This is a genomic window from Acinetobacter sp. A22 (genome assembly GCF_030913345.1).
GTDB classification, from domain to species: Bacteria; Pseudomonadota; Gammaproteobacteria; order Pseudomonadales; family Moraxellaceae; genus Acinetobacter; species Acinetobacter junii.
In genome coordinates this window covers 3018540-3042683 of sequence record NZ_CP133162.1, presented here as the reverse complement: position 1 = coordinate 3042683, position 24144 = coordinate 3018540, and the positions used below count along the sequence as shown (strand labels likewise).

The following is a 24144-nucleotide window of genomic DNA, read 5'->3' as shown; positions in this document are numbered from 1 at the left end:
CTATTGCGCAGGATAAGCTGAATCTAAAACATGTGATTGTGCAGCGATTGCTGACTGTACTTCATCCACATCATCAAACCAATGTCTTACACCATCGATTTCTTGATAATTTTCATGTCCTTTACCCGCAATCACAACAATATCGCCTGCCTGTGCTTGCTTGACCACAAATTTAATTGCCTCACGGCGATCATGAATTTCATCTATTTGATGACCATCAAAATCAACACCATGCTTCATATCAGCAAAAATTTGTTCTGGATTCTCAGTTCGAGGATTATCTGAAGTCAGCACTACTGGATTGGCATGATCAAGGGCTGCCTGAGTCATCAGTGGGCGCTTTCCTCGATCTCTGTCTCCACCACAACCAAAAACAGCCCAAAGTTGACCTGTGACGTGGCGTTTCAAAGTGGTCAACACTTGAATCAATGCATCAGGTGTATGCGCATAATCCACCACAAATAAACGTTCATGGTCTTGGATCACCTGCATACGACCAGGTGCACCTTTTAGTTCGGGTACAAATTTCACTAAGTCAGCAAGATCAAAACCTGCATACTCCGCAGCAATTAAGCTAGCTAAAAGATTTTCAACATTGAACTGACCCAGCAGTGGACTATTTACCGCATAACTTCCGACAGGGCTGATCAGTGTAAAACTTGCCCCACTCAGACGATACTGTAAATCCGCAATATGATAATCAGCAGAAGTTTGAGTTAAAGAATAAGTTAGAATTTTAGGTTGTGAAGGGTTATTTTTTGCTGCTTTTAGCATAATAGAAGCATATTGATCATCTAGATTAATCACGACCGCTTTTAAAGTAGCAAATTTAAATAACAATGCTTTAGCTTCGGCATAAGCCTCTAAAGTGCCATGGTAATCCAAATGATCTCGACTCAAATTACTGTATACCGCAATTTCGATATCACAACCATTTAAACGACCTTGCTCTAGACCATGAGAACTCGCTTCAAGCGCAACAAATTTGGCACCTTGCTGCGCATAGTCATGTAATGCAGTTTGCAACTGCAAGGCATCCAAGGTCGTATGTGTTGATGGTGTGAGATTAGGTAAAATCCCATTACCCGTCGTTCCCATAACGGCACACCCCAAACCTTGAGAACTAATTAACTCAGCCACCAAACGTGAAATTGTTGTTTTGCCATTTGTTCCCGTTACAGCAACGCCCCGCAATGCTTGTACAGGCTCACTCGCTTGTAGATACTGCTTTTGCCATTCACCCATCAAGTAACGTACTTGGGGACACACCCACTCACTCTTTAAGCCTAAAGCACTTTCGCTAATCACAGCCAACGCACCTGAATCTAGAGCTTTTTGGGCAAACTCAATGGTCTTTTCAGGTTGGCTATAGCTATTTAGTGCGATAAAGATCTGCCCAGAGGCTACCTTGCGGCTATCCAAACAAAAGCCATTGAATGGCTGTGAAACCCAAACCGCATCGATATTAACTGGGTGTATCTGCTGAAAAGTAATCGACATAATCTACCTACGGATTGGATTTTGTGGAGTATCAAGAGGTTTATCTAAAGGAACGTTTAATAAGCGCAATGACTCTTGCATAATTCGAGCAAAAACAGGAGCAGCAACAAGACCACCATAATAACGTCCCTGTGGATTCTCAACGACAATAATCATGGCAAGTCGAGGATCACTGACTGGTGCAACACCTGCAAACAAGGCACGATATTCATTATTGGAATAGCCTTTACGGTCTGCACGTAATTTATGTGCTGTACCTGTTTTACCACCAACACGATATCCTGGAATGTTGGCTTGTAATGCAGTACCACCTGGCATCGTCACCTGCTCTAACATCAACAAAACTTGATCTGCAATTTTAGGATCAAGCACCTGTTTTCCTTCAGGTGCTTTGTCTAACTTACGCAGACTGAGTGGCATTTCAACCCCATGATTTGCCAACATTGCATAGCCTTGAGCTAACTGCAAAATAGTCGCATTCAACCCGTAACCATAAGCCATGGTTCCTAATTGAGAAGGATTTAATTTATCTCCAGAATAAAGTAAACCTGCACTCTCACCAGGGAATTTAACGTCGGAACGATGACCAAATCCAACACGACGGAAAAATGAAGGCAGAGCGTCTTTAGGCAGAGATAGCGCTAATTTTGCGGAACCAACGTTAGAAGATTTAACAATAATACCTGTCAGTGTTAAAGCACCATAATTATGGGTATCACGAATGGTATGCCAACCTAAACGCATGGTTCCTGGCGCAGTATTTACAATCGTATTTGGTGTGTATTTACCACTTTCTAATGCTGCGGCAACCGTAAAAGGTTTCATCGTTGAACCCGGTTCGAACATATCAATCGCACCACGGTTACGCATCGCATCTTTATTGGCTAAACCATTTTTATCATTCGGGTTATAAGATGGCCAACTAGTCATTGCCAAGATTTCACCCGTTTTTACATCTACAGCGATTGCCGTCGCAGAACGTGCATTATTGGCAACACCTGCTGCAGTCAATTCCCGATACATGATGTACTGTAGGCGAGAGTCGATGCTTAGTGTGATATTTTCACCAGACTCAACTTCTTTGATAACTTCTGAAACTTTTAAGCGATTACCTTTTTTATCACGGATGATTTTCTGCTCACCATCCATTCCAGATAATTGCTTATTCAGTTGCATCTCTAAACCTTCAATCCCTTTACCTTCACTATTGGTTAAACCAATAATTTGCGCATTGGGTTGAGGTTGTGGGTAGTAACGCTTATAACTTTTCTCAGCATAAACACCCTGAAAGTTACGTTTAACAATTAAATCAGCTTGTTGAGGCGGAATTTCTTTTTGTAGAACTAAATAGCGTGAACGAGGTCGATCATTCATCTGCTTTCTTAAATCTTTGCGATCAATACCAACTGCGTCTGCTAATTCATCTAAATTTAAGTTTTTATCAGGTAACTGGCGTTTGAGTTTACGATTAGTTGGGTCCTTTTGGAGTTCAGCTGTAATTTCATCATAAAGATGCTTCGCCTCCCAATAATCACGTGGATCAATCACAATTTTCATGATGGGTGTACTGATCGCCAAAGGCACACCATGACGATCACTAATCACACCTCGCATTGCTTCAAGGCGTTCAGTCCGCAAAATATTGGCATTGGCTTTATTTTGTAAAAAGTCTTTATTAACGACCTGCACATAAAATGCACGCGCAACCAAGACCACAAAGCACAGTAGCACTGTTCCCCAAAGCAGGTAAAAGCGCCACATATCCAAAGCTAAAGTTGGCTTTTCTGAGATAGACTGCTGTTTTTTACGTATTGGTTTACTTCGCTTATCTGCCATACAGCATGCCTTATTTATCTTGCTTTGTAGTCATAGGTAAAGAAATCACAACGGTTTGCGCAGCTGGAGGTGAAAACATACGCAATTGCGTTACTGCACGTGAACCAATCTGGGCAGTTGCACCAAAGGTTTGTTGCTCGATCAGCAAACGCCCCCATTCAGCATTTAAATCATCTCTTTCACGCATATAAGCACTCAGGTCACGATAATCATGTCGATATTCGAACACCTGAAATACCACCATCATGGCGCTGATAAATACTGATGCAACTAACACCGCATAAACAACAACTTTTTTTAGACCTTTTTTGGTGTTCGATACAACTTCGTCATCATTTTTGTTGTTCATTGTTAGCCTTTCTTTTCTAAGCGCTCTGCCACGCGCAACCAAGCACTACGCGAACGAGGATTTGCTTTTACTTCTGCTTCACTCGCACGAATACGAGAAACCTTCTTCAAACGACGGGTATCAATCTGAGCTTGAGGCATACCCCAGCCCATATCCTCCGCTAAAGTAGATTCTTTTTGGATAAACTGCTTAATTAAGCGGTCTTCTAAAGAATGGAAGCTAATCACAGCCAACTGTCCTTTAGGTTTGAGTAATTCTACAGCTTGCGGCAAAAATATCTCAATATCTTCTAGTTCTTTGTTAATTGCGATACGGATTGCCTGAAAAGTCCGTGTTGCAGGATGCTTATGCTTCTCCCATTTAGGATGCGCAGTTTTCACCAATTCGGCTAATTGTGCAGTAGTTGTAAGCTCACCTGCTTGTTTAATCGCTTTAGCAATACGGCGGCTATAACGCTCTTCACCATATTGATAAATAATATTCGCTAATTTTTCTTCTTCAATTTCTAGTAACCACTCGGCTGCTGTAGGACCTTTTGAATTATCCATACGCATATCCAATGGTCCATTTTGCATAAAACTGAAGCCACGCTCTGCTTGATCTAACTGAGGAGAAGAGACTCCAAGATCTGCCATAACGCCATCAACTTCAGTAATCCCAATATTTGCTAATTCAGATTGAAGATCAGCAAAACTGGCATGAATAATTTTAAAACGTGGATCTTCTTGTTCTAATTGCGCAGCAACTTCTAGCGCTTGAGGATCTTTATCAAATGCATAAACTCGAGCATTTTGATCTAATTTAGAAAGCAAAAGTTTAGTATGACCACCTCGACCGAACGTGGCATCAACATAAATGCCAGTATCGCGACCTGCCAATACGCCATCAACGGTTTCATGAAGTAAGACAGAAATATGCGACATAAGAAATGAATCAACAGCTAAAAATGTAACTGCACATTATCACCTTGTTTTATGCCAGTACCAAACGACTTTTTGTAGAGAATTCTTAACTTTCCATAGATAAAACCGTTTTCTTGTCATTTTTCATCCAATAAAAAAGCAAATACATGACATATTTGCTTTTCACGACTAACTAGAGAGCTGATATAACTTTATTGAGCTAAGGTTTCTCAGCATAAATCTGATCAAAAATCGCCCCATTCACAAAATGAGTTTTTTGTGCCTTTGCCCACCCTCCAAAGACATCCTGAATATTAAATAATTTGATCTTTGGAAACTGTTTTGCATATTTCGTAGCGACCTGTGGATTTCTCGGGCGGAAATAATGTTTTGCAGCTAACTCTTGTCCTAGGGGTGAATAAAGAAAATTGAGATATCCACGCGCTAAATTACGATTACCATCCTTTTCCACCGTTTTATCAACGATCGCAACTGAAGGTTCCGCCAAGATCGAAATAGATGGATAAACAATTTCGAATTTGTCTTTGCCTAACCCTTGTGTCGCTAAAAGTGCTTCATTTTCCCATGATAACAATACATCTCCAATTCCACGCTCTGCGAAGGTTGTTAATGAGCCTCGAGCACCAGAGTCTAAAACTTTGACATTTTGATAAAGTTTTTTTACCAACTCACGAGCTTTGGCATCATTTCCATTCGGCTGTTTTAAAGCATATCCCCAAGCAGATAAATAAATCCAACGTGGAGCACCACCAGTTTTAGGATTTGGAGTGATGATTTCAACTCCTTCTCAGGTCAAATCATTCCAATCACGAATATTTTTGGGATTACCTTTTCGGACTAAAAAAACGACAGTTGAGGTATAAGGTGCAGAATTATTTTTAAACTGTTTCTGCCAATCTTTTCGAATTAATCCTGCATTCGCAATCTCATCGATATCATTAGCTAATGCCAAAGTTACAACATCGGCCTGTAAGCCATCAATCACAGAGCGTGCTTGCTTGCCCGATCCGCCATGTGATTGCTTAAATTCGACTTCCTGCCCTGTTTTACTTTTCCAGTATTTGCCAAAAGCTTGATTATATTCTTGATAAAATTCACGTGTTGGATCATAAGACACATTCAAGAAAGAAGTTGCTGCATGGGCACTCCCCCATAATCCAAATATCAATGCAACTGATGTGAATACACGCTTCATATTTATAACAACCTTATTTTTACTATTTATAGCACTATATTTTAATAAATATATCTTACAATCAATTAGTTATAATGTTTTCTTCTTTATTATTCAGTTTTTAATCTAAATCATTTTGATCTATACATTTAGATGAGGAATCGTATTAGCTTATTTAAAATTGAACGTTCTTCACGTTTTCTACATATTTGCTTGCTAAATTTGACTTGCAAACAAACTAGCCACAAGGCTATAAATATTGAGTAGAAATTTACTGGAAGTTTATCTTTTTTGTGAAAAGTGTGACGTAGTTCTACTTTTTATTAAGATTTATGTTTGAATCGTATCATTAAAGCAATAGTATAGTTGTTTAGTTAGTCTTGTAGACTCGGAAGTAATAAGGGAATGTTAGCAATGCGAGCATTAAAATTGAAAAAAACGATATGCTTAAGCCTATTTTTAGCTTGTTCAGTACAAATGGGACACGCTGCTGCTATCAAAGAAAGCAACAACATAAAAACTGTAGACAAATCTTCTTCTTTAATTGTCAAAGCGCTGGATCAGCAAAAACGTAATACATCGATGATCCCGTCGAGCAATGATGAACTTAAAATGTTGAATACGATTCGTACAACACCAACGCAAAACTTCTTTGCTACACAGCACGAACGTTTTTCACGCTTTGTTCAAACCATTTTCCAACCGCATAATTCTTAATTCTTTAAATATGTAACCCCTAACATGTTTAAATGCGCCTAGTCATTCCGTGACTAGGCTTTTTCGTTATAATAGTTTCAATTCTAATTTTAAATTCGATCACTTATGAAAGTCCGTACTCGTATTGCTCCCTCTCCTACTGGTTTCCCTCATGTAGGAACTGCATATATCGCTCTCTTTAACCTATGCTTTGCGAAACAGCATGGCGGCGAGTTTATTTTACGCATCGAAGATACGGATCAACTTCGTTCAACTCCAGAATCTGAAAAAATGATTTTAGATTCTTTACGTTGGCTTGGACTTAACTGGTCAGAAGGTCCTGATGTTGGTGGACCACATGCACCGTATCGCCAATCAGAACGTATGGGTATCTACAAACAATACGCACTTGAATTAGTGGAAAAAGGTCATGCTTTTTACTGTTTTGCGACAGCAGAAGAACTCGACCAAATGCGTGCTGAACAACAAGCACGTGGTGAAACACCTAAATATGATGGACGTGGCTTAAAATTAACTCAAGAAGAAGTACAACGTCGTCTTTCAGCTGGTGAACCTCATGTCATTCGCATGAAAGTTCCAGAAGAGGGTGTCTGTAAAATCAATGACCTATTACGTGGTGAAGTTGAAATTCCTTGGGCACAAGTAGACATGCAAGTGCTATTGAAAACTGATGGCTTACCAACCTACCACCTTGCAAATGTTGTCGATGACCATTTAATGGAAATCACTCACGTTTTACGTGGTGAAGAATGGCTACCATCTGCACCTAAGCACCAATTGCTTTACCAATACTTTGGTTGGGACATGCCAACGCTTTGTCACATGCCTTTACTTCGTAATCCAGATAAGTCAAAGCTCTCTAAACGTAAAAATCCAACATCTATCAACTACTATCGTGACATTGGCGTATTGCCAGAGGCGTTGCTCAACTATTTAGGGCGCATGGGTTGGTCTATGCCTGACGAACGCGAAGTCTTTACTCTACAAGACATGATTGAAAACTTTGATGTGCAGCGTGTTTCACTTGGTGGACCAATTTTTGATGTAGAAAAACTCAATTGGCTTAATGGTCAATGGATCAAATCATTAACACCAGGACAACTCCTTGCTCGTTTGTTGACGTGGAAGTCTGATCGCCAAACACTTGAAGATATTGCAGCGGCGATTCAGCCACGTATTAATCTTTTGTCTGAAGCTGTTAATTGGGCAGGTTTCTATTTCAACCATATGCCTCAAATCAACAAAGAGCAGTTTGAAAGCAAGAAATTGACAGAAGAACAAGTCCGTCAAAGCCTGCAATTTGCGATTTGGCGCTTAGAAAGCCAGTTCACATGGAACAATGAAACTGTCAGTCAAATTTTGATGGATTTGGCAAATCAAATGGAAATCAAACTACGTGATTTCATGCCTGCTTTCTTTATCGCAATAGCAGGTTCAACAAGTTCTACGCCTGTAATGCAAGCAATGGTGACTTTGGGTCCAGATTTAACTTTTGCTCGACTACGCCATGCTCTAGAGATCGTAGGTGCGCCTAGCAAGAAAGAACTGAAAGTGTGGGAAAAGTTAAATGAATCATTAAAATTGCCGAAAAATGATGCAAATAGTGAGACTTAAGTCCGTTTAATCATTGACGTGTGAGCGTAATCCACCTAATATTGCGCTCACACAAACTGGGGTCATAGCTCAGTTGGTAGAGCGCTACAATGGCATTGTAGAGGTCAGCAGTTCGATCCTGCTTGGCTCCACCAAACATTTTGTGTTGCCTCATCTGTCCCTATCGTCTAGAGGCCTAGGACATCGCCCTTTCACGGCGGTAACCGGGGTTCGAATCCCCGTAGGGACGCCAAATTCTTTTATCTAATAATTATATTTTTCTCTCAATCTTTCTCTTAATCAGATTGCACATTTCATAATTTTCCATAAAATAGCCGCTTCTCTATGCGTGGACAAATTGTCGTATGCAATCTTCCAACTCAAATTCGAATTCAGAATCAAAAACATTAAAACGTTCGATGAGCACGCGCCATTTAGTCATGCTATCTCTTGGCGGTGCAATTGGTACGGGCTTGTTTTTGGGTTCTGGTGAAGTAATCGCCCAAACTGGACCGATAGGTGCAATTATCGCCTATGTCTTGGGTGGATTGATCGCCTATATGGTGATGTTGTGCTTAGGTGAACTTGCAGTACACATGCCTGTCGCAGGATCATTTGGCGCATACGCTCAAAAATATATTGGTCCAGGCACAGGCTATATGATCTCATGGGTCTACTGGCTGACATGGACAGCAACATTAGGCACAGAATTTACTGCTGCCGCACTACTAATGCAAGAATGGTTTCCTCATATTTCTATGTGGATATGGACGATTATCTTTGCCGTAACTATTTTTGGACTCAACATGAGTTCAACACGCATTTTTGCTGAATCAGAATTTTGGCTGGCTTTAGTAAAAGTTGTTACAGTAATTGCCTTTATTCTTCTTGGTCTGCTGGCAATTTTTGGTTTAATCCCATTTAAAGGTTCTGAATCAGCACCTTTATTTCACAACTTAACTGCTCACGGTTGGTTCCCAGAAGGTCTTTTACCAATTTTCACCACGATGTTAATTGTGAATTTTGCCTTTTCAGGTACAGAACTGATCGGTGTCGCTGCTGGTGAAACAAAAGATCCTGCGGTGAATGTACCTAAAGCTTGATCCTAGCCAAGATACTGGACAATCAGTCCCTCTAAAGATAGTTTAATTTTAATCTTTGGAGATGTAAAAATGGCTAAACGCTTTAGTCCGGAATTTAAACAACAAGCGATTGATTACGCCTTAGCGAACTCAAGTGAATCGATAGCCGCACTAGCCAATAAACTTGGTATCGGTTACTCAACACTAGATAAATGGATTCGTCAATCTAGCGAAGCAGGCTCCAGTAAACGTCAATTAACACCTGAGCAGCAGCGCATTCTAGACCTTGAAAAAGAGAATAAGCGACTCCGTGAGGCGAATGAGATACTAAAAAAAGCGCATGTGTACTTTCTCACCGAGGATGCCAAGAGAAGTACACGTTAATCAAAGGAATAGCGCCTGAAATGGTTACTGTTGCTTCAGCTTGTGATTGCATTGGTGTGAGTCGATCGGGCTATTATGCGTGGTTGAAACGAACACCTAGATGCGAGAAGCAACTCAATGATTTACAGTTACTTTATTGGCAGCATCACGCACGTCTAGGTGCCCCATCATTGGTCCATGATATGCGTGATAAGGGCTATTGTTTGAGTGAAAGAACGGTAGGTAGAATGTTACGTACTCTGGGGTTGCGCAGTAAAATATCCCGTAAATTCAAGTATAAAATTGACCCAGCAGATTGCTTATCAGCAGCACCAAATTTATTGGACCGTCAGTTTAAAGTATCGAGACCAAATAAGGTATGGACTACCGATATCACCTATATTTGGACTCAGCATGGCTGGCTATATTTATGCGTCATGTTGGATCTATTTAGTCGCCGCATCGTTGGTTGGCAGACTAGCAAACATATTGATCGTCACTTAGTCTGTGATGCGTTTAATTATGCGATGGCGCGTCAAGGTTATCCTCGTGGAGTAATGGTTCATTCTGATCAAGGCAGCCAGTACGGCAGTCATGACTACAGAGACTTGTTAGCTGCCAATAGAGCCATTCAAAGTATGTCACGACGAGGCAACTGTTGGGATAATGCCGTCACTGAAAGCTTCTTTCACACATTAAAAGTACATATCGTGCATGGCAGTGTATTTAAAACGCGAAAAGAGGCAAATAAGGACTTGTTCGAATATATTGAGGTTTATTACAATCGAATCAGACGACATTCTGCAAATGGCTGGGTTAGTCCCGAAGCTTTTGAAAAAGAATATTTGAAAAATTTAGAGGGAACCGCTGTCTAATTATTTGGCTAGGATCAGCTATTAATGCTGCAATTTGGCGTCTGCTAATTTTCTTTGTTGGTACAATTATTGTGATCAGCGCATTATTACCATTCCAAATTGCAGGATTGGGTGGTGAAGGTGTCAGTAGCAGTCCTTTTGTTACCGTATTCAACTATATTGGCATTCCTTACGCAGATGACATTATTCGATTTGTCATTATCACTGCCCTTCTTTCTGCAGCAAACTCAGGTTTGTATGCAGCCTCTCGTATGATGTGGTCTTTATCTGATCAACGTCAATTACCGAGAGTTTTTTCTAAACTGTCTAAAAGTGGCACGCCAATTATTGCACTTATCGTGACGATGTTTGGTGCTCTACCAGGATTATTATCTGAACATTTTGCACCTGAAACAATCTTTAAAAATTTACTTGGAATCGCTGCATTTACGATGGTGATCGTGTGGATGAGTATCTGCTGGAGTCAATTTAATTTTAGACGCCAATGGTATAAAGCTGGATACACAGCAAAAGATTTAAAATTTGCTGCTCCTCTTTATCCTATCGTTCCTATTTTAGGTTTTGTGTTCTGTTTCATTACTGGTTTAAGTATGGCAGCAGATCCCGAAATGCAGGCGGGCTTTATTGGTTGTCTATTATTCATTGCGGCATGTTACTTAAGTCACTATGTCTTTTATCGTGATCAAAAATAAGACGGCAAACAAAAATGCAGCTTAAATAAGCTGCATTTTTTATTTAGGTATAAAAATCATCATCTAAATCGCATTTTATCTCTTAAATCCTTATTTTTGATTATTTATTCCCCAATGCGCTTTATTTTTAAACATTCATTTATTTTTTTTAATTTTTCTTTAGAAAAGTGTTTGACACCCCACCCAATTCACCCTAATATACGCCCACCTCTGAAACGTCCCTATCGTCTAGAGGCCTAGGACATCGCCCTTTCACGGCGGTAACCGGGGTTCGAATCCCCGTAGGGACGCCAATATTTATTATTGTTTTCAGATGTATGCCTCATATAAGTCCCTATCGTCTAGAGGCCTAGGACATCGCCCTTTCACGGCGGTAACCGGGGTTCGAATCCCCGTAGGGACGCCAAATTCTAAAAAGCCACTGCATCGACAGTGGCTTTTTTCTTATTCGCTTCCAATCCCAACTTGTACTTCTAAACGACCTGATTGTACGCGCAAGCCTCGAATCTCGAATTGATCTACTAATTGCTGAACCAACTCCCGACTTTCTTGCAAAATATTTAATCCCGGCAAAATACTAAAGTCAGTCAAACTCAATAATTTATCGACCATCCATGAACGGTTATTAATGAAATCAATAAATCCCGCTTCTTCAAGGTCGATATACCACAAGCGATGTCCCTCTTTTTGAATACCAGGTATATCGCGAACCAAATGATTAATCAGAAATGGAATCGGTAGGGAGTTAATCAGCTCAAAACTCACGTTGCCGACACGACGTGTTGCCCAATTCGTTAAAGTTCCAGCATGGCGAACTTGTAAATCAAGATGCTCATCGACCTGACGCAAGCGTAAATATTTTTCTTGTCCTATCCGACACTCTAAAACATTGAATTCAAGCGACAGACGATACAAAAAACGACGATAGTGCCCATCCAATTCGATATGAAAACGATCATTACCACATTCGATTTTGATATCGTCGATTTCGGTACGGTCAATGCGTTTACGAATTTGATTATTGAGCAACATTTCAGGTAAATAAAGCGTTAAGCTACTTTTGCCTAAAGATGCTCTAGCCATTGCCAATGCAACCTGACGAGCAGCTTCACTGGTTTCCGAAACCATGTCTCGCACAGTATTGCGTACACCTTCCACACCACGTTTCGTATGATGTGTAACATGATCTAATGCATCTAATGCCGCATCCGCCACACCTGCGATATTTCGCGAGGTATCACTAGCAAATTCAACTGCATCTTGTGCATGTTGTAATGTCTTATTGATTAGCCGACGTGATAAAGATGGTTTCGCAGTCACTTCATTGTCTGCAGGCATAATATCAAACATCGCCTTTTTATCATCTTGTCGATTCAAGATGCTCTCCCTCTTCCCTTTTTTACTGGCTCAATACGAATGAGCTGCGATCTGCTTTCTGAACTTATTAGACGTTTTTAAGTAGATTAGCATGCTATCTAGAGCAATTTGCGTATTTTTGTTGCACAGAAATAAATAATCCTGATCAACATTTAGCCCTAGATGACGTCTAAAATCTACTCCTCATCTTTATGAACGATATTCAATTCATCCTGATCGATCTGCTGTTTCTGCTGCTCCAATAAAGCCTTATATTGTGCAAGCTCCTGTTGTATCGTGGCTATTTTGCTTGGAATGTCGTTATCGCTAAATGATCGACATTCTCTTAAAGCAACCCATGCCGCTTGTAAGTTTTCAAAATCATTTGTTTTCTCAAGCTTTGCTTGCATCCATTCCATCAATCTTTGTGCTCGACTCTGTCTCTCAAATTGGTAAGCAAACAGCGCACTCCACAAAGCTTGCTCAATCGGTTGTTTCAACAATGTTTGTTGTATTTGCTCAAAGAGCTTCAATTGCTGATCACAATATACCGTGAGGATATGCTCATAAAACCAATGTGCAAATTGAGCCATCTCATCTACAATTTTCTCACGTTGCACAAACAGCTGCTCTCGATCAGGATGTTGGTTATTCAAACGGAACTCACCGAAATATGCATTGGTCCCTTGATCTAAAATAAGTTGAATATCTGCTAAATCAAGCAGCTCTCCTAGACGACGTGTTGAAGAAGCCAATTGTTCGAGCAGCTGTAGTCGAGAAAAAGGATCAGATAATGTCTCGATTGATGCAGGATCAGCTTCCATTTCTAACCAAAATTTAGTCAATAATCCTGCATCATGATTTAAATAGTGCTGAAACTGCTCTTCTCCAATCCATCGTCTAAAGGATTGTTGCAGCGTAGCAGTCCGCTCTAAACTCGTTATAATTTGATCTGTACTGAGCAGTTGGGGTGCACTGGCTATCACATCTTTACTCAAAGGAATATTTAAGTCTTTTGCTCCAAAAATTCCTCCTAAAGTTTTACCCAATGAGTTTAAACCACGCCCAACATCTGCAAATACACTGGTTTCTGCACTTCGTGATTCCAAGATCGCAGATGGTAGTAACTTCGAAATTGATTGGTCTAATATTTTGTTGTAACTCTTTTGATCTATTGGCTTTTCAAATCGACACAACAAATCAATCGCATGCTCAACATCGCTAATACCTTTTTTGTACTCAGACTGGTTTCGATGAATGAGACACTCGATGTAACTATAAAAGGCAACTTCATTACGTTGTGTTGATTGTTGTGCTGCCCATTCATACAATTCGATCGCCTTTGAATATTCGGCGGCTCCAGCATATGATTTTGCTAATGCTGTAGCGTGCTGAACTGTAGGATATTGCTGGTAAAAATACCTCAACAAATCCAATTTTGGCTGTTGATCCAAACATTGATCCAATTGCCTTAAATAATGATTAATTTGTTGCTGATTAGGTTCGGTCACTAAAAAATTAAGCTGATACTCTAGACATTGTTCATACCAAGCATGTTTTCGGGCATGAAACTCATAGGCAGGGATAAATTCGTTCTCGATCAACTGAATGAGTTGACGTGTATACAGGACATCTTCCTCAGTCTCTGAATGAAACTTCCATTGCTTGGGCAAAGACATCTTAAATAAGCGCAGCAAAAAGTTAGCACTCAGGTCTGGACTCTCCATACTCACCAACATCAATTTATCATGAGTGGAAAGATGCTCTTTACCTTTTTGAATGCGTGATAAACGTAATTTTAGAATTTTAGTCGGTAACATACGTATTCTTCGAATAACTATTCGGTAACTCTTCAACTCAAATTAGCATGGCTGAATACTGCTTAGCGAATAGCTTTAGACGAAGTGCAAAATATATCAATCTAATTACCCAAACTGTTCTAGAATTGGCATACCTACAACTGAATCAGTAAATAAAACAATTTCATAGCCACAACATTTTAGCTTTTTCACAATTTTCGCTAAAATAAGCAAAACCCTATAGGATAAATCTATGCAATACCGTTGCCCTAAATGTCAAAGCGTGAAAATTATGCCTGTCAGTCAGGGTGCAAATAGCCCTCGTCCCAATGTACCTAAAAGCTTAGTACTATTAGTCCCTGCGATCTTTATTTTACTGATCCTTGTCTTAATTAGTATTGGGATGTGGATTTTTGGAAATGGTGCAGGACAAGGCTTACAAATTGCGACAGTTGCTGTATTTGCTGTGTGTGTAATTGCAGGTGTTCTATTTTGGCGTGATCTTCCAGATTTTAAAATTTCAATGCAAGCCTTTATGCAAGCGCAAAAGCATTGGAAATGTCGTGATTGTAACCACGAATGGCAGAATTAATTTAAAAAATAGAAAAGTTCACATCAGCTCAATGCTGATGTGAATGTTCTTGTTCGGCATGTTGATGCGTATGCTGGCAGTTCATTTCAGCATCATCTTCAATTTGTAATGTCACCTCAGCTATACCATGTTCATGTGCCAACATTTCGGTCGCAGCTTGATGTAATTGCTTACGATCAGCATTTGGTGCAAATAAATGTACGGTCAGATGAATATTCTTTGAGGTAATCGCCCAAACCTTAAGTTGATGAATACTCTCAACACCCTGTAACGCCAATAAGTCGTTACGCAGTTTTTCAATATCTACTTCTTCAGGTACACCTTCAAGGAGAATATTGATACTTTGACGAAGCAAAATCCAAGTTCTTGGTAACACCCAAAACCCAATTGCAACGGCAATAATCGTATCAACCCAATACCAATTGGTGTAGTAAATAATGACCGCACCAATGATCACACCAACTGAGCCAAGCGCATCACTTAACACTTCCAAATAAGCGCCTTTCATATTCAAACTTTCGGCTGCACTCGACATCAAAATCTTCATGGAAATAAGATTAATGACAAGACCCAAAGACGCAACAATAAGCATCCCTACACTTTGAATCTCAGGAGGTTGCGTAAATCGTTGATAAGCTTCGTAAAGGATATAGATTGCAACAAAAAATAGCATGGAAGCATTAAATAACGCTGCCAAAATTTCAAAACGCTGATAACCAAATGTGCGTTTATTATCTGCTGGGCGTTTAGCGATTTTAATCGCAGCCAAAGCAATCGCGAGTGCTGCCGCATCAGTAAACATATGCGCTGCATCGGACAGCAATGCCAAACTTTGTGTAATTAAACCCGCAATAACTTCGACGATTAAAAATGTTGTTGTCAGCACCAACGCAATCGTCAATTTTTTTGCGTTGCCTTCAGTGACGACAGCATGACTATGATCATGCCCTTGATGTCCACTCATGTTGGACTCCTTATCATTATTAGCGTAAAACCCAATGAGTTTTACAAGTCAGCCAAAGTTGAAATGCTTTGGCTGGTTTAGTTTCTTCTTAATAAAATGCTTTACTAAGAAGATAACATAAATAGATTAAATGGTGCTTTCCTGACTTTTGCTGGATTTCATCTCATTCATCCAACGATAAACGATTGGTAAAATGAGCAAGGTCAGTAAAGTTGATGAAATAATCCCACCAATCACCACAGTTGCTAAAGGACGTTGCACCTCTGCACCAGTACCAGTCGCAATTGCCATTGGAATAAAGCCAAGCGAAGCAACAAAAGCCGTCATTAATACAGGACGTAATCTTAAGATTGCTCCCTGCCATGTGGCTTTATGCACATCAAACTGCTCACGAAGTTCTTTAATAAAACTCAGCATCACAAGACCATTCAATACAGCGACACCTGACAGTGCGATGAATCCCACACCTGCTGACATCGACAAGGGAATATCGCGTAACCACAGCGCCACCAAACCGCCAGATAGGGCAAATGGCACGCCACTAAACACCAGCAAGCTTTCTTTAAAGTTATTAAACACCGCCATCAACAAAACGAAGATCATCAGCAATGCCAATGGCACCACAATCTGCATTCTGGCTTTTGCCGAGGCTAGATTTTCAAACTGACCGCCATAACCAAGCCAATAACCGCTTGGTAATTTTTGCTGAGATAATTTCTGCTGCATTTCACCCACAAATGAGCCCAAATCACGGTCGCGTACGTTGGTGGTGACCACAACACGGCGTTTGCCATTTTCACGGCTGACTTGCGCCAAGCCTAAAATATTCTCAACTTTTGCCACGTCTTGTAGTTTGATCAAACCACCATTCGGCAGCTGAATCGGCAGCATGGCCAATTGCTGCGGCGTACGCATCCCATCATCCAAACGCACCACAAAATCAAAACGACGGTCACCCTGTAAAATCTGCCCAACACTTTGTCCACCAATACTGGCAGCAACCAAATCCTGAATGGATTTCACCGATAAACCATATTGTGCAGCCAGTGCGTGATCGATATCGACATTGAGCAAAGGTAAGCCATCAGTCTGCTCGACTTTGACTTCACTTGCACCAGTAATCGTTCTCAAGGTTTGCGCGACTTTTTCTGCTTCTTGGTTCAGAACCTGCATATCATCACCAAAAATTTTCACCCCAATATCACTACGTACGCCTGAAATCAGTTCGTTGAAACGTAATTCAATCGGCTGAGAAAACTCACTGTTGTTGCCTGGAATTTTCTCAACATAGGCCAACATTTTGGTTCGAAGCTCGTCAATGGTTTCCGATTTATCTGGCCATTGATCACGCGGCTTTAACAAAACGATTGCATCAGAAATATTAGGGGGCATCACATCCGTTGCCACTTCGGCCGTACCTGTACGGGCAAAGATCGCCTTGATTTCTGGAAACTCTGCGAGTAATTGCTTCTCAACACTTTCCTGAATCTTCAGTGATTCTTCAATTCCTGTACTTGGTGCACGCATCAACTGTAAAGCAAAGTCACCTTCACTCAGTTGTGGCGCAAACTCACTACCGACACGCGAACCAATCGCAGCGGTGAGTATCAAAATAGTCACTGCACCGGCCACCACCACATAGCGGAAAGCATAGGCTTTATCCAGCAAGGATTTATAACCGCTTTTTAATGCCGCCATCCAACGGCTTTCTTTCTCTTTGACCTCACCGGTAACAAATAATGCCACCGCAGCAGGGACGAAAGTCACCGATAAAATAATGGCACCGATCAAGGCCAAGACCACGGTCATTGCCATTGGATGGAACATTTTCGCTTCTACACCTGCCAGTGCAAAGATTGGCAAATACACCACCATAATGATGATTTGTCCAAAAATCAGCGGACGTCTTGCCTGTTTTGCCGCCAAGAAGACTTCGGTAAAGCGTTCAGAACGGGTCAGGAGTCGACCTTTATGGTGTTGAGCCTCTGCCAGCCGTCGGATACAGTTTTCGACAATCACCACCGCACCATCGACGATAATACCGAAGTCCAATGCGCCTAAACTCATCAGGTTGGCACTGATTTTCTGCTCCGCCATCCCTGTCAGGGTAAACAGCATGGATAAGGGAATAATACAGGCGGTAATCAATGCCGCACGGAAGTTACCTAAGAACACAAACAGGATCACAATCACCAAGATTGCGCCTTCAATCAGGTTCTTCGCCACCGTCTTAATGGCTTTATCAACCAAGTTACTGCGGTTATATACTGTTTCGACCACCACCCCTTCAGGTAATGAACGTTTGATTTCCTGCATTTTGCTGTCGAGTGCTTGAGCGATGGATTTACTGTTCTCACCCATCATCATCATCGCGATACCCAGTACGGTTTCTTCACCGTTATAGGTGGCACCACCTGTTCTCAGATCATGTCCAATCGAAACTGTTGCAACATCGGCAACACGAATCGGCAAGCCATTCTTGGTACTGACCGTGACATTCTCAATGTCTTGTACGGTTTTCAACATCCCCGGAATACGTACGGTAAGCTGCTGACCATTTTCTTCAATAAAACCCGCACCGCGGTTTTCATTATTTTCAGTGAGTACAGTTTGCAAATCGGTTAAGGGAATTTGCAGTTGTTGCAAACGTTTCAGATCGGGGGAAACCACATAGGTCTTGTTATATCCCCCAATGGTATTGATTTCAGCAACACCTGGCACACGTTGTAATTGAGGACGAACAATCCAGTCCTGAATTTCACGCAGGTCCATAGCCTCATAAGGCGTACCATCTGCCTTTTTGGCATTCGGTTCAGCCTTGATCACCCATTGATAGATCTCGCCTAGCCCCGTTGAAATCGGTGACATTTGTGGATCAATATCATCAGGCAAAGCACTCTTGGCTTCCTGTAAGCGCTGGTTAATCAGCTGGCGTGCCCAATAGATATCGGTACCATCTTTAAAGATCACCGTGACTTGGGACAAGCCGTAACGCGAGATGGAACGGGTTTGTTCCAAGTTCGGAATACCCGACATGGCATTTTCAATCGGATAAGTAATGCGTTGTTCAACCTCAGGGGCAGTGAATCCTCCCGCCTGACTGTTAATCTGCACCTGCACGTTGGTAATGTCAGGTACGGCATCAATCGACAGTTTTTGGTAGCTATAAATACCGACCCCGATCCATGCCACCACAAACAGCATGACCCAAATCGCATTGCGGATTGAAAACTGAATAATCCGATCAAACAGGCCTTCCGCGGGAGGAAGCTGCAACTTATCTTTAGTGTCCATGCTCAGCCTCTCCCTTCTCGATCTCAGATTTCAAAAGGAAACTGCCTTGACTGACATATTGTTGCTTTTCAGTCAGACCCGATTGGATTTCCACCCACTGCCCATCACTTGAGTAATTACCCAGTTGTACAGGTGTTGGAGTGAAATGCATTTGGTCTTTCTCTTGCTTAGCGACAAAAACCGTGGCTTTACCCTCGATCTGCTGAATCGCCCCTTTGGCAACACGAAGCACAGGCTTCTTGTCCGTACCATCTAATAACACGTTTACCATCAAATTAGGTCGAAGTTCTTTGGCTGGGGTTAACACTTTGGCACGCACCTGCAAACGACCTGTCTGCGTATCTGCTGCGGTGGTCAAAGTCTGGATTTGTGCTTTAAAGCTATTATTGGTTTGCAGCGACTTAAACTCGATCTGCTGATCTGGTTGGACATTGATGTTATTGACGCTTGGTAAAATAAACTCAATCCAGAGTTGATCCAGCTGATCAATCACAAATAACTGCTTATCTGCGGTAATTTGCTCTCCCACCACAATATCTTTCAGACTCACCACACCGCTTAAAGGTGCAGTCAAGACATAGCGACCCTGACTGCCACTGGATGCGCCCAAGGCAGATAACCGGCTACGTGCAGCTTGTACCTGAATCTGTGCCTGACGATAGGCATTGTAGGCACGTTGATAATCCTGACGTGCAGAAACCCCTTGTTCCCAAAGTTGTTTTTCACGTTGATAATCTTGCTGTGCAAGCGTTAAAGCTTCTTGTGCAATACTTAAATTAGCCTGCTGATCTACCAGATCAGGGATAAATAGAGTGGCTAAAACTTGCCCTTTCTTGACTTGTTGGCCAAGTACCGCATTGACACTTTCCACACGTCCGGCAAAGGTTGCTGAAACATGCGCTTGCTGATCGGTATTGGTCACCAGTTTTGCTGGGTAAGCAAATTGCTGTCCGACTTCACCCACACCAACCTGAGCCAGCTTAACCCCATATTCAGTCATCTGTTTTGGGCTGAGATTTAAGCTACCTTCCTCACTTTCAGCCTGTCCAGCCTCACCTTCTGTATGTCCTTCCTCACCTTCGCCATGACTATCAGCTGCTGCATCACCGCTGGCTTTGTTCTTGCCAGTGAAAAATAATAACGCGCTCAGGACTAAGCCAACGGCAATAACCAGAATGACCCAGAACCACTGCTTTTTAGATTTATTTGTCGACATTATTCTGCTCCTACTACAGCGGGAAGGTTATTGGTATCTTTCCAGAGGGTTTGATTAATCTGATTTAAGGCATCACTTGAACTCACCATACTCGGCTCAATTCCTAGTGCTAAACTTTCTGCATCAATTTGCTTTTGCCATGCACTCTTGAGTAACTGCACTTTATTTAAACGTTGATCCTGCAATTGCATGGTGGCTTGCTGCACATCAGTAATGGCATATTTACCGACTTTGAAACCGAGCAACATTTTCTCTTGTACCGTTTCAGACAATGGAATTTGTCGTTGATTGACGAGATCGAACTGTTGTTTCAACCCCGCCAACTCTGCTGTTAAGGTCTGAATCGCATTCAAGTTCTGCTGCTTGTAAAACTGTTGCTGTTTGACCAGTAAATCTTGTTTGGCATTGGCAATTCGCAATGAATACTGTTGACGATTAAAAATATTCAACGGGATATCGATACCCACTCGGAACTTGTTATCGGTCGAGTTTGTTTCAGCACTTTTACTTTGCACCATGCCTAAATTGACGGTCGGATTCGGTCGATTGGATACTTTTAAATAATCGATATTGGCTTTTTGACGTACAATATCGAGTTGAATAGCACGCTCAAATAAATTGTTCTGCAAATAATCTTGCAAATCATTTTGTTGTGGCCAGACATTGCTTGCCTGAGTAGAGAAGCGGTTATCGGTACTGCCCCACAGATTTGCCAATTGACGCTTTGCAGTGGCTAAGGAGAGTTCGGTTTGTTGAAACAACCGTTGATTTTCAATATGCGCCATCAAGGTACGGTCTAAATCGACCTGCGCAATGCTGCCCGCTTTGAGTCTTAAGCGAGTTGCATCCAAAGTATCCTGACTGGTTTTTAACTGTGCCTGAAGCACATCATGTTCCAGCTCTAGCACCACGACTTGCGACCACAGATATTTAACTGCTAACTCAAGTTGCGCATTGTAGAGTTCCTGATTAAGCCCCACTTGAGATGCTTGTACATCGGCAAGCTTAACCGCAGCACGACGTTGACCAAAAATGTCTAATTTTTGTGAAACACCAAATTCCAGCTCTTTGTCTTTGCCCGACCTAAAGTCGGTTTGCTGAATAGAAATACTTGGATTCGACCATAACCCCGCTTGTTTTACATTGGCCTCAGCGATTCCTTGCTGTGTTTGCCACACCCCTGTGCCTGCCTGATATTGTTTCACATCCTGCAAGATTTGCTCAAAATTCAGATTGCGTTGTGCAGCTTTGCTTACAGGCTGCTGATTCGCATCCAGTAAAGATTCTGCGGCAATGGATGGACTCAAAATGGCCGTGCTTAAAGCAAGTGCCAACACTGACCACTTCAATGACAATTGAGTACGATTTTTTTGCGTACGCTGCTCAACTGCATGAATACGCTGATTTAAACTAGAAGACATATAAAGCCCCGCAAAGTAATAAGAATGCGGTGGGCTATTTTTCGGCTACCCCACCTATAGCGGGGTAAAAAGCGGCGGTGGGTTTAATCTAGATAAATGCGGGGATTGGTAGGAATTCGACCAAATATAATTCTGCTTAAATTCTTTGACTCTAAGCAAAGGTTCATCAAGTTGCTGCTGTGCTTCAATCATCACAACATGAAAACAGGATGGCAAATGATCATGGTGATCCTGTAAATTCAAAGACATCGGTAAATCAGAGGCTTCCTGATCGGAAACCACTGAATAATGAGTCGATGCAATAGAACTTTCTGGAACATGATGACCAAAGTGCGTAACCACGCTGCTATTTGTCGTATTGATATTTTCATGTCCACAATACGCAGCCGCCACGTTCCAAAGACTTTGAAACATGAACAAACTGAGCAAGACGGTAATAAAAATACTAGAACGCTGCAAAGGTTACTCTTTTAGATAAAAATTGCACAGATGAACTATAGCAAGTAAGGTCAATGTAATAAAATTACATTTCGGTCAGTTTAAATAAAAACCAACATTGCTGACCTTTAACTACTAAGTTCGACCGTATTCATGTTCAATCTTATTTTTGTTGAGCACTTAACTGCTCACCATGATTGACTTGCTTGGTTTTCGTTTCCTTTTGCGCTTGTAAATTCTTTTCCAAGAACATCAAGCCGCCATCAGCGTGCGCTGTGCCAGCAAAAAGACAGAAAACTACGGCACATAACTTTAGATTAACTTTAGATAACATAATTCAGACCCTATTCAAAAAATTCATCAATTATTGGAAAAACGCCAATAACCAAATCAGATAAACAGCCCTAGTTTGAGTAAGCTCTGAAGCTTAGATAACTCGTACCAAGACCAAAATAAAACTAAAAAACAGTTGCTTAAAACCACCTAAAAATAGATGGGATTACACCTAAAAGCCGAAGCTTTTCAAATAATTGAACCAGTGCTGCAATCCAAAAGAACCAGACTACCTGCACCAAGAAAATCCGAAAATGTTTAGGCGAAATCTGATAGCATTCAGGTTCTGTATACTTTTTAAAACTAGGAATAAACCGAGGAATGCGATCCATATACGCTAAATACTTCATCCCATATTTCTTGCTCAAAAATTTTTCTTCTTGACGCATAACATAATGGTAATAACCAAGAAAATAGATCGTAAATAAGATTGGGAAGACAAACGTCTCTGTCAGAAACATGATGCCAACGCCGCCTAAATAACTAAATAGATATAGTGGATTTCTACAAAGAGAATATGGACCTTCGGTCACTAATTTTGCATTCTTAAATCCTGAAATATAAAGACTGCACCATATTCTCCCCATCACACCAATGCCTACAAATAGCCATCCGAAGAACCATAAAATATGTTCTATAAATGAAGACTGGAAATGCCATTCACTAGAACTCAATGCAAGAATAATCGCCAATGTAAATCCAATAACTCTTGAACTCACAGTCCTAACACGTGGGGAAAATAAAATATTCATTTTATAAACCTCAATGACTGCAAATCATTAAAGATGAAATAGGAACTTCATTAAAATGATATTTTTGCTGATGAGGAATGGAGGATGAATACTGGAACAAATTGGATTCATGAATGAAGGAAACGTTCCGTAAAGATTTACAAAATCTTGATAAAACTGTAGATAGCATCGTCTTATCAGCATAATGATGAGCACGTTTCAGTGAGTAATCTACAGAGAAGATCGTTGTACTGTATTTACAAGTATAATTAAGCATAGAATAACCCTTTGAAATAGATATATTTCTAGTGGGTTATTTTTTGGCTACCCCACTAATAGCGGGGTTGATTCAGGTGGTGGATTAAATTCAGACAAATAAGGGGATTGGTAGAAATCTACCCAATAATATTTTTGTTTTAATTCATGTGCTCTGAAAATTGGCTCATTTAGTTGTTGTTCTGAAGCTAAAACGACTACATTCGTACAGGTTGGCAGATGATCATGATGATCTGTGACATTAATAGATTTCGATGTATCTGAAACCTTTAAATCAACCTCAGCATCACTGCTATTTTTGGTTGAGCTTTCAGAAAAATGATGACCAAAATGCGAATCTGAGATAATTTGTTCAGTTGGATTTTCGTGCGTGCAATAAGCTGCAGCCACATTCCAAATGCTTTGGAATATGAACAAACTCAATAAGACTGTCATAAATACAGCAGAACGTCGCACGTTTGATCAACTGTTCAAAATTTATTGAAGCATAGCAACGAAAGCTTATGTAATAAAATTACATTATTAAGTGAGATTGTTTTAATTACGTAACCAATCTTATAAATCCATTTTTTGTCCTTCAAATGATAATCTAAGCAATAAAAAAACCAGCCCGAAAGCTG

Annotated in this window: 18 protein-coding genes, 4 tRNA genes and 3 pseudogenes; 10 read left to right on the top strand and 15 right to left on the bottom strand. The window is 40.9% G+C overall.

The genetic code is table 11. The annotated features are described in order from the left end of the window. From Q9Q86_RS14780 to Q9Q86_RS14760, 5 genes and pseudogenes are all read right to left on the bottom strand, one after another. Complete coding sequence (locus tag Q9Q86_RS14780; RefSeq protein WP_112986736.1) at window positions 1–1500, bottom strand: UDP-N-acetylmuramoyl-L-alanyl-D-glutamate--2,6-diaminopimelate ligase; 1500 nt, start codon at window positions 1498–1500, stop codon at window positions 1–3. Window positions 1501–1503: 3 nt separating this feature from the next. Further along, complete coding sequence (gene ftsI, locus Q9Q86_RS14775) at window positions 1504–3336, bottom strand: penicillin-binding protein PBP3 (RefSeq protein WP_004964619.1); 1833 nt, start codon at window positions 3334–3336, stop codon at window positions 1504–1506. Between the two features lie 10 nt (window positions 3337–3346). Beyond that, window positions 3347–3685 (bottom strand): cell division protein FtsL, encoded by a 339-nt coding sequence (locus tag Q9Q86_RS14770; RefSeq protein WP_004951532.1) that lies wholly within the window; start codon window positions 3683–3685, stop codon window positions 3347–3349. Between the two features lie 2 nt (window positions 3686–3687). Continuing rightward, window positions 3688–4608 carry a 16S rRNA (cytosine(1402)-N(4))-methyltransferase RsmH gene (gene rsmH, locus Q9Q86_RS14765; RefSeq protein ID WP_112986735.1) on the bottom strand — a complete coding sequence of 307 codons (921 nt, stop codon included), beginning with the start codon at window positions 4606–4608 and terminating at the stop codon, window positions 3688–3690. Between the two features lie 199 nt (window positions 4609–4807). Further along, a pseudogene (locus Q9Q86_RS14760) lies at window positions 4808–5803 on the bottom strand (sulfate ABC transporter substrate-binding protein). Window positions 5804–6259: 456 nt separating this feature from the next. On the opposite strand from Q9Q86_RS14760, the gene Q9Q86_RS14755 reads away from it, so the two are divergent. The 9 genes and pseudogenes from Q9Q86_RS14755 to Q9Q86_RS14715 all read left to right on the top strand — a co-directional run bounded on the left by Q9Q86_RS14755 (window position 6260) and on the right by Q9Q86_RS14715 (window position 11510). After that, window positions 6260–6499 (top strand): DUF4179 domain-containing protein, encoded by a 240-nt coding sequence (locus Q9Q86_RS14755; RefSeq protein WP_371863821.1) that lies wholly within the window; start codon window positions 6260–6262, stop codon window positions 6497–6499. Window positions 6500–6604: 105 nt separating this feature from the next. After that, entirely contained in the window at window positions 6605–8113 is a 1509-nt protein-coding gene (gene gltX / locus Q9Q86_RS14750; protein WP_042891745.1) for a glutamate--tRNA ligase, read from the top strand. Between the two features lie 58 nt (window positions 8114–8171). Then, window positions 8172–8247 (top strand) — tRNA-Ala (locus Q9Q86_RS14745). A gap of 22 nt (window positions 8248–8269) precedes the next feature. Further along, window positions 8270–8345 (top strand) — tRNA-Glu (locus tag Q9Q86_RS14740). A gap of 112 nt (window positions 8346–8457) precedes the next feature. Then, window positions 8458–9192: pseudogene (locus Q9Q86_RS14735) on the top strand (amino acid permease); the annotation flags it as partial. A gap of 72 nt (window positions 9193–9264) precedes the next feature. Then, a protein-coding gene (locus Q9Q86_RS14730; RefSeq protein ID WP_100222360.1) for an IS3 family transposase occupies window positions 9265–10412 on the top strand; the annotation gives its coding sequence in 2 pieces (ribosomal slippage) (window positions 9265–9502 and window positions 9502–10412; 1149 coding nt in all). Window positions 10413–10429: 17 nt separating this feature from the next. Further along, window positions 10430–11104: pseudogene (locus tag Q9Q86_RS14725) on the top strand (amino acid permease); the annotation flags it as partial. Window positions 11105–11321: 217 nt separating this feature from the next. Next, window positions 11322–11397: transfer RNA gene (locus Q9Q86_RS14720), tRNA-Glu, on the top strand. A 37-nt stretch (window positions 11398–11434) separates the two neighbouring features. Further along, a tRNA-Glu gene (locus Q9Q86_RS14715) sits at window positions 11435–11510 on the top strand. A 38-nt stretch (window positions 11511–11548) separates the two neighbouring features. Here the strand turns inward: Q9Q86_RS14715 and Q9Q86_RS14710 are convergent. After that, on the bottom strand, window positions 11549–12481 hold the full coding sequence (locus tag Q9Q86_RS14710; protein WP_004909701.1) for a hypothetical protein: 933 nt from the start codon (window positions 12479–12481) through the stop codon (window positions 11549–11551). A 176-nt stretch (window positions 12482–12657) separates the two neighbouring features. Continuing rightward, window positions 12658–14280 carry a hypothetical protein gene (locus Q9Q86_RS14705; protein ID WP_112987251.1) on the bottom strand — a complete coding sequence of 541 codons (1623 nt, stop codon included), beginning with the start codon at window positions 14278–14280 and terminating at the stop codon, window positions 12658–12660. 232 nt (window positions 14281–14512) lie between these two features. Here Q9Q86_RS14705 and Q9Q86_RS14700 point away from each other — a divergent pair, with 232 nt between their 5' ends. Continuing rightward, window positions 14513–14851: a hypothetical protein gene (locus Q9Q86_RS14700; RefSeq protein ID WP_004909706.1), complete on the top strand. Its 339-nt coding sequence runs from the start codon at window positions 14513–14515 to the stop codon at window positions 14849–14851. Between the two features lie 28 nt (window positions 14852–14879). On the opposite strand, the gene Q9Q86_RS14695 is transcribed toward Q9Q86_RS14700, so the two are convergent. The 8 genes from Q9Q86_RS14695 to Q9Q86_RS14660 form a co-directional block, all read right to left on the bottom strand. Then, window positions 14880–15815, bottom strand: coding sequence for a cation diffusion facilitator family transporter (locus Q9Q86_RS14695; RefSeq protein WP_004909708.1), 936 nt, complete (start codon window positions 15813–15815; stop codon window positions 14880–14882). Between the two features lie 126 nt (window positions 15816–15941). Next, a complete protein-coding gene (locus Q9Q86_RS14690; RefSeq protein WP_112987250.1) occupies window positions 15942–19109 on the bottom strand; it encodes an efflux RND transporter permease subunit in 3168 nt (1055 codons plus the stop codon). Then, complete coding sequence (locus Q9Q86_RS14685; protein ID WP_004803870.1) at window positions 19099–20325, bottom strand: efflux RND transporter periplasmic adaptor subunit; 1227 nt, start codon at window positions 20323–20325, stop codon at window positions 19099–19101. The genes Q9Q86_RS14690 and Q9Q86_RS14685 overlap by 11 nt, the downstream gene beginning before the upstream one ends. Further along, window positions 20325–21746 carry a TolC family protein gene (locus Q9Q86_RS14680; protein WP_004909713.1) on the bottom strand — a complete coding sequence of 474 codons (1422 nt, stop codon included), beginning with the start codon at window positions 21744–21746 and terminating at the stop codon, window positions 20325–20327. Before Q9Q86_RS14680 ends, Q9Q86_RS14685 begins: the two co-directional genes overlap by 1 nt. A 54-nt stretch (window positions 21747–21800) precedes the next feature. Beyond that, window positions 21801–22205 (bottom strand): cation efflux protein, CzcI-like, encoded by a 405-nt coding sequence (locus Q9Q86_RS14675; protein ID WP_004683448.1) that lies wholly within the window; start codon window positions 22203–22205, stop codon window positions 21801–21803. A gap of 142 nt (window positions 22206–22347) precedes the next feature. Next, the gene (locus Q9Q86_RS14670) at window positions 22348–22518 is read right to left on the bottom strand and encodes a hypothetical protein (RefSeq protein WP_004909716.1); all 171 of its coding nucleotides are present in this window, start codon (window positions 22516–22518) and stop codon (window positions 22348–22350) included. Between the two features lie 139 nt (window positions 22519–22657). After that, complete coding sequence (locus tag Q9Q86_RS14665; RefSeq protein WP_039047987.1) at window positions 22658–23269, bottom strand: isoprenylcysteine carboxylmethyltransferase family protein; 612 nt, start codon at window positions 23267–23269, stop codon at window positions 22658–22660. Between the two features lie 303 nt (window positions 23270–23572). Continuing rightward, window positions 23573–23980: a cation efflux protein, CzcI-like gene (locus tag Q9Q86_RS14660; protein WP_017397365.1), complete on the bottom strand. Its 408-nt coding sequence runs from the start codon at window positions 23978–23980 to the stop codon at window positions 23573–23575. Between the last annotated feature and the right edge of the window lie 164 nt (window positions 23981–24144).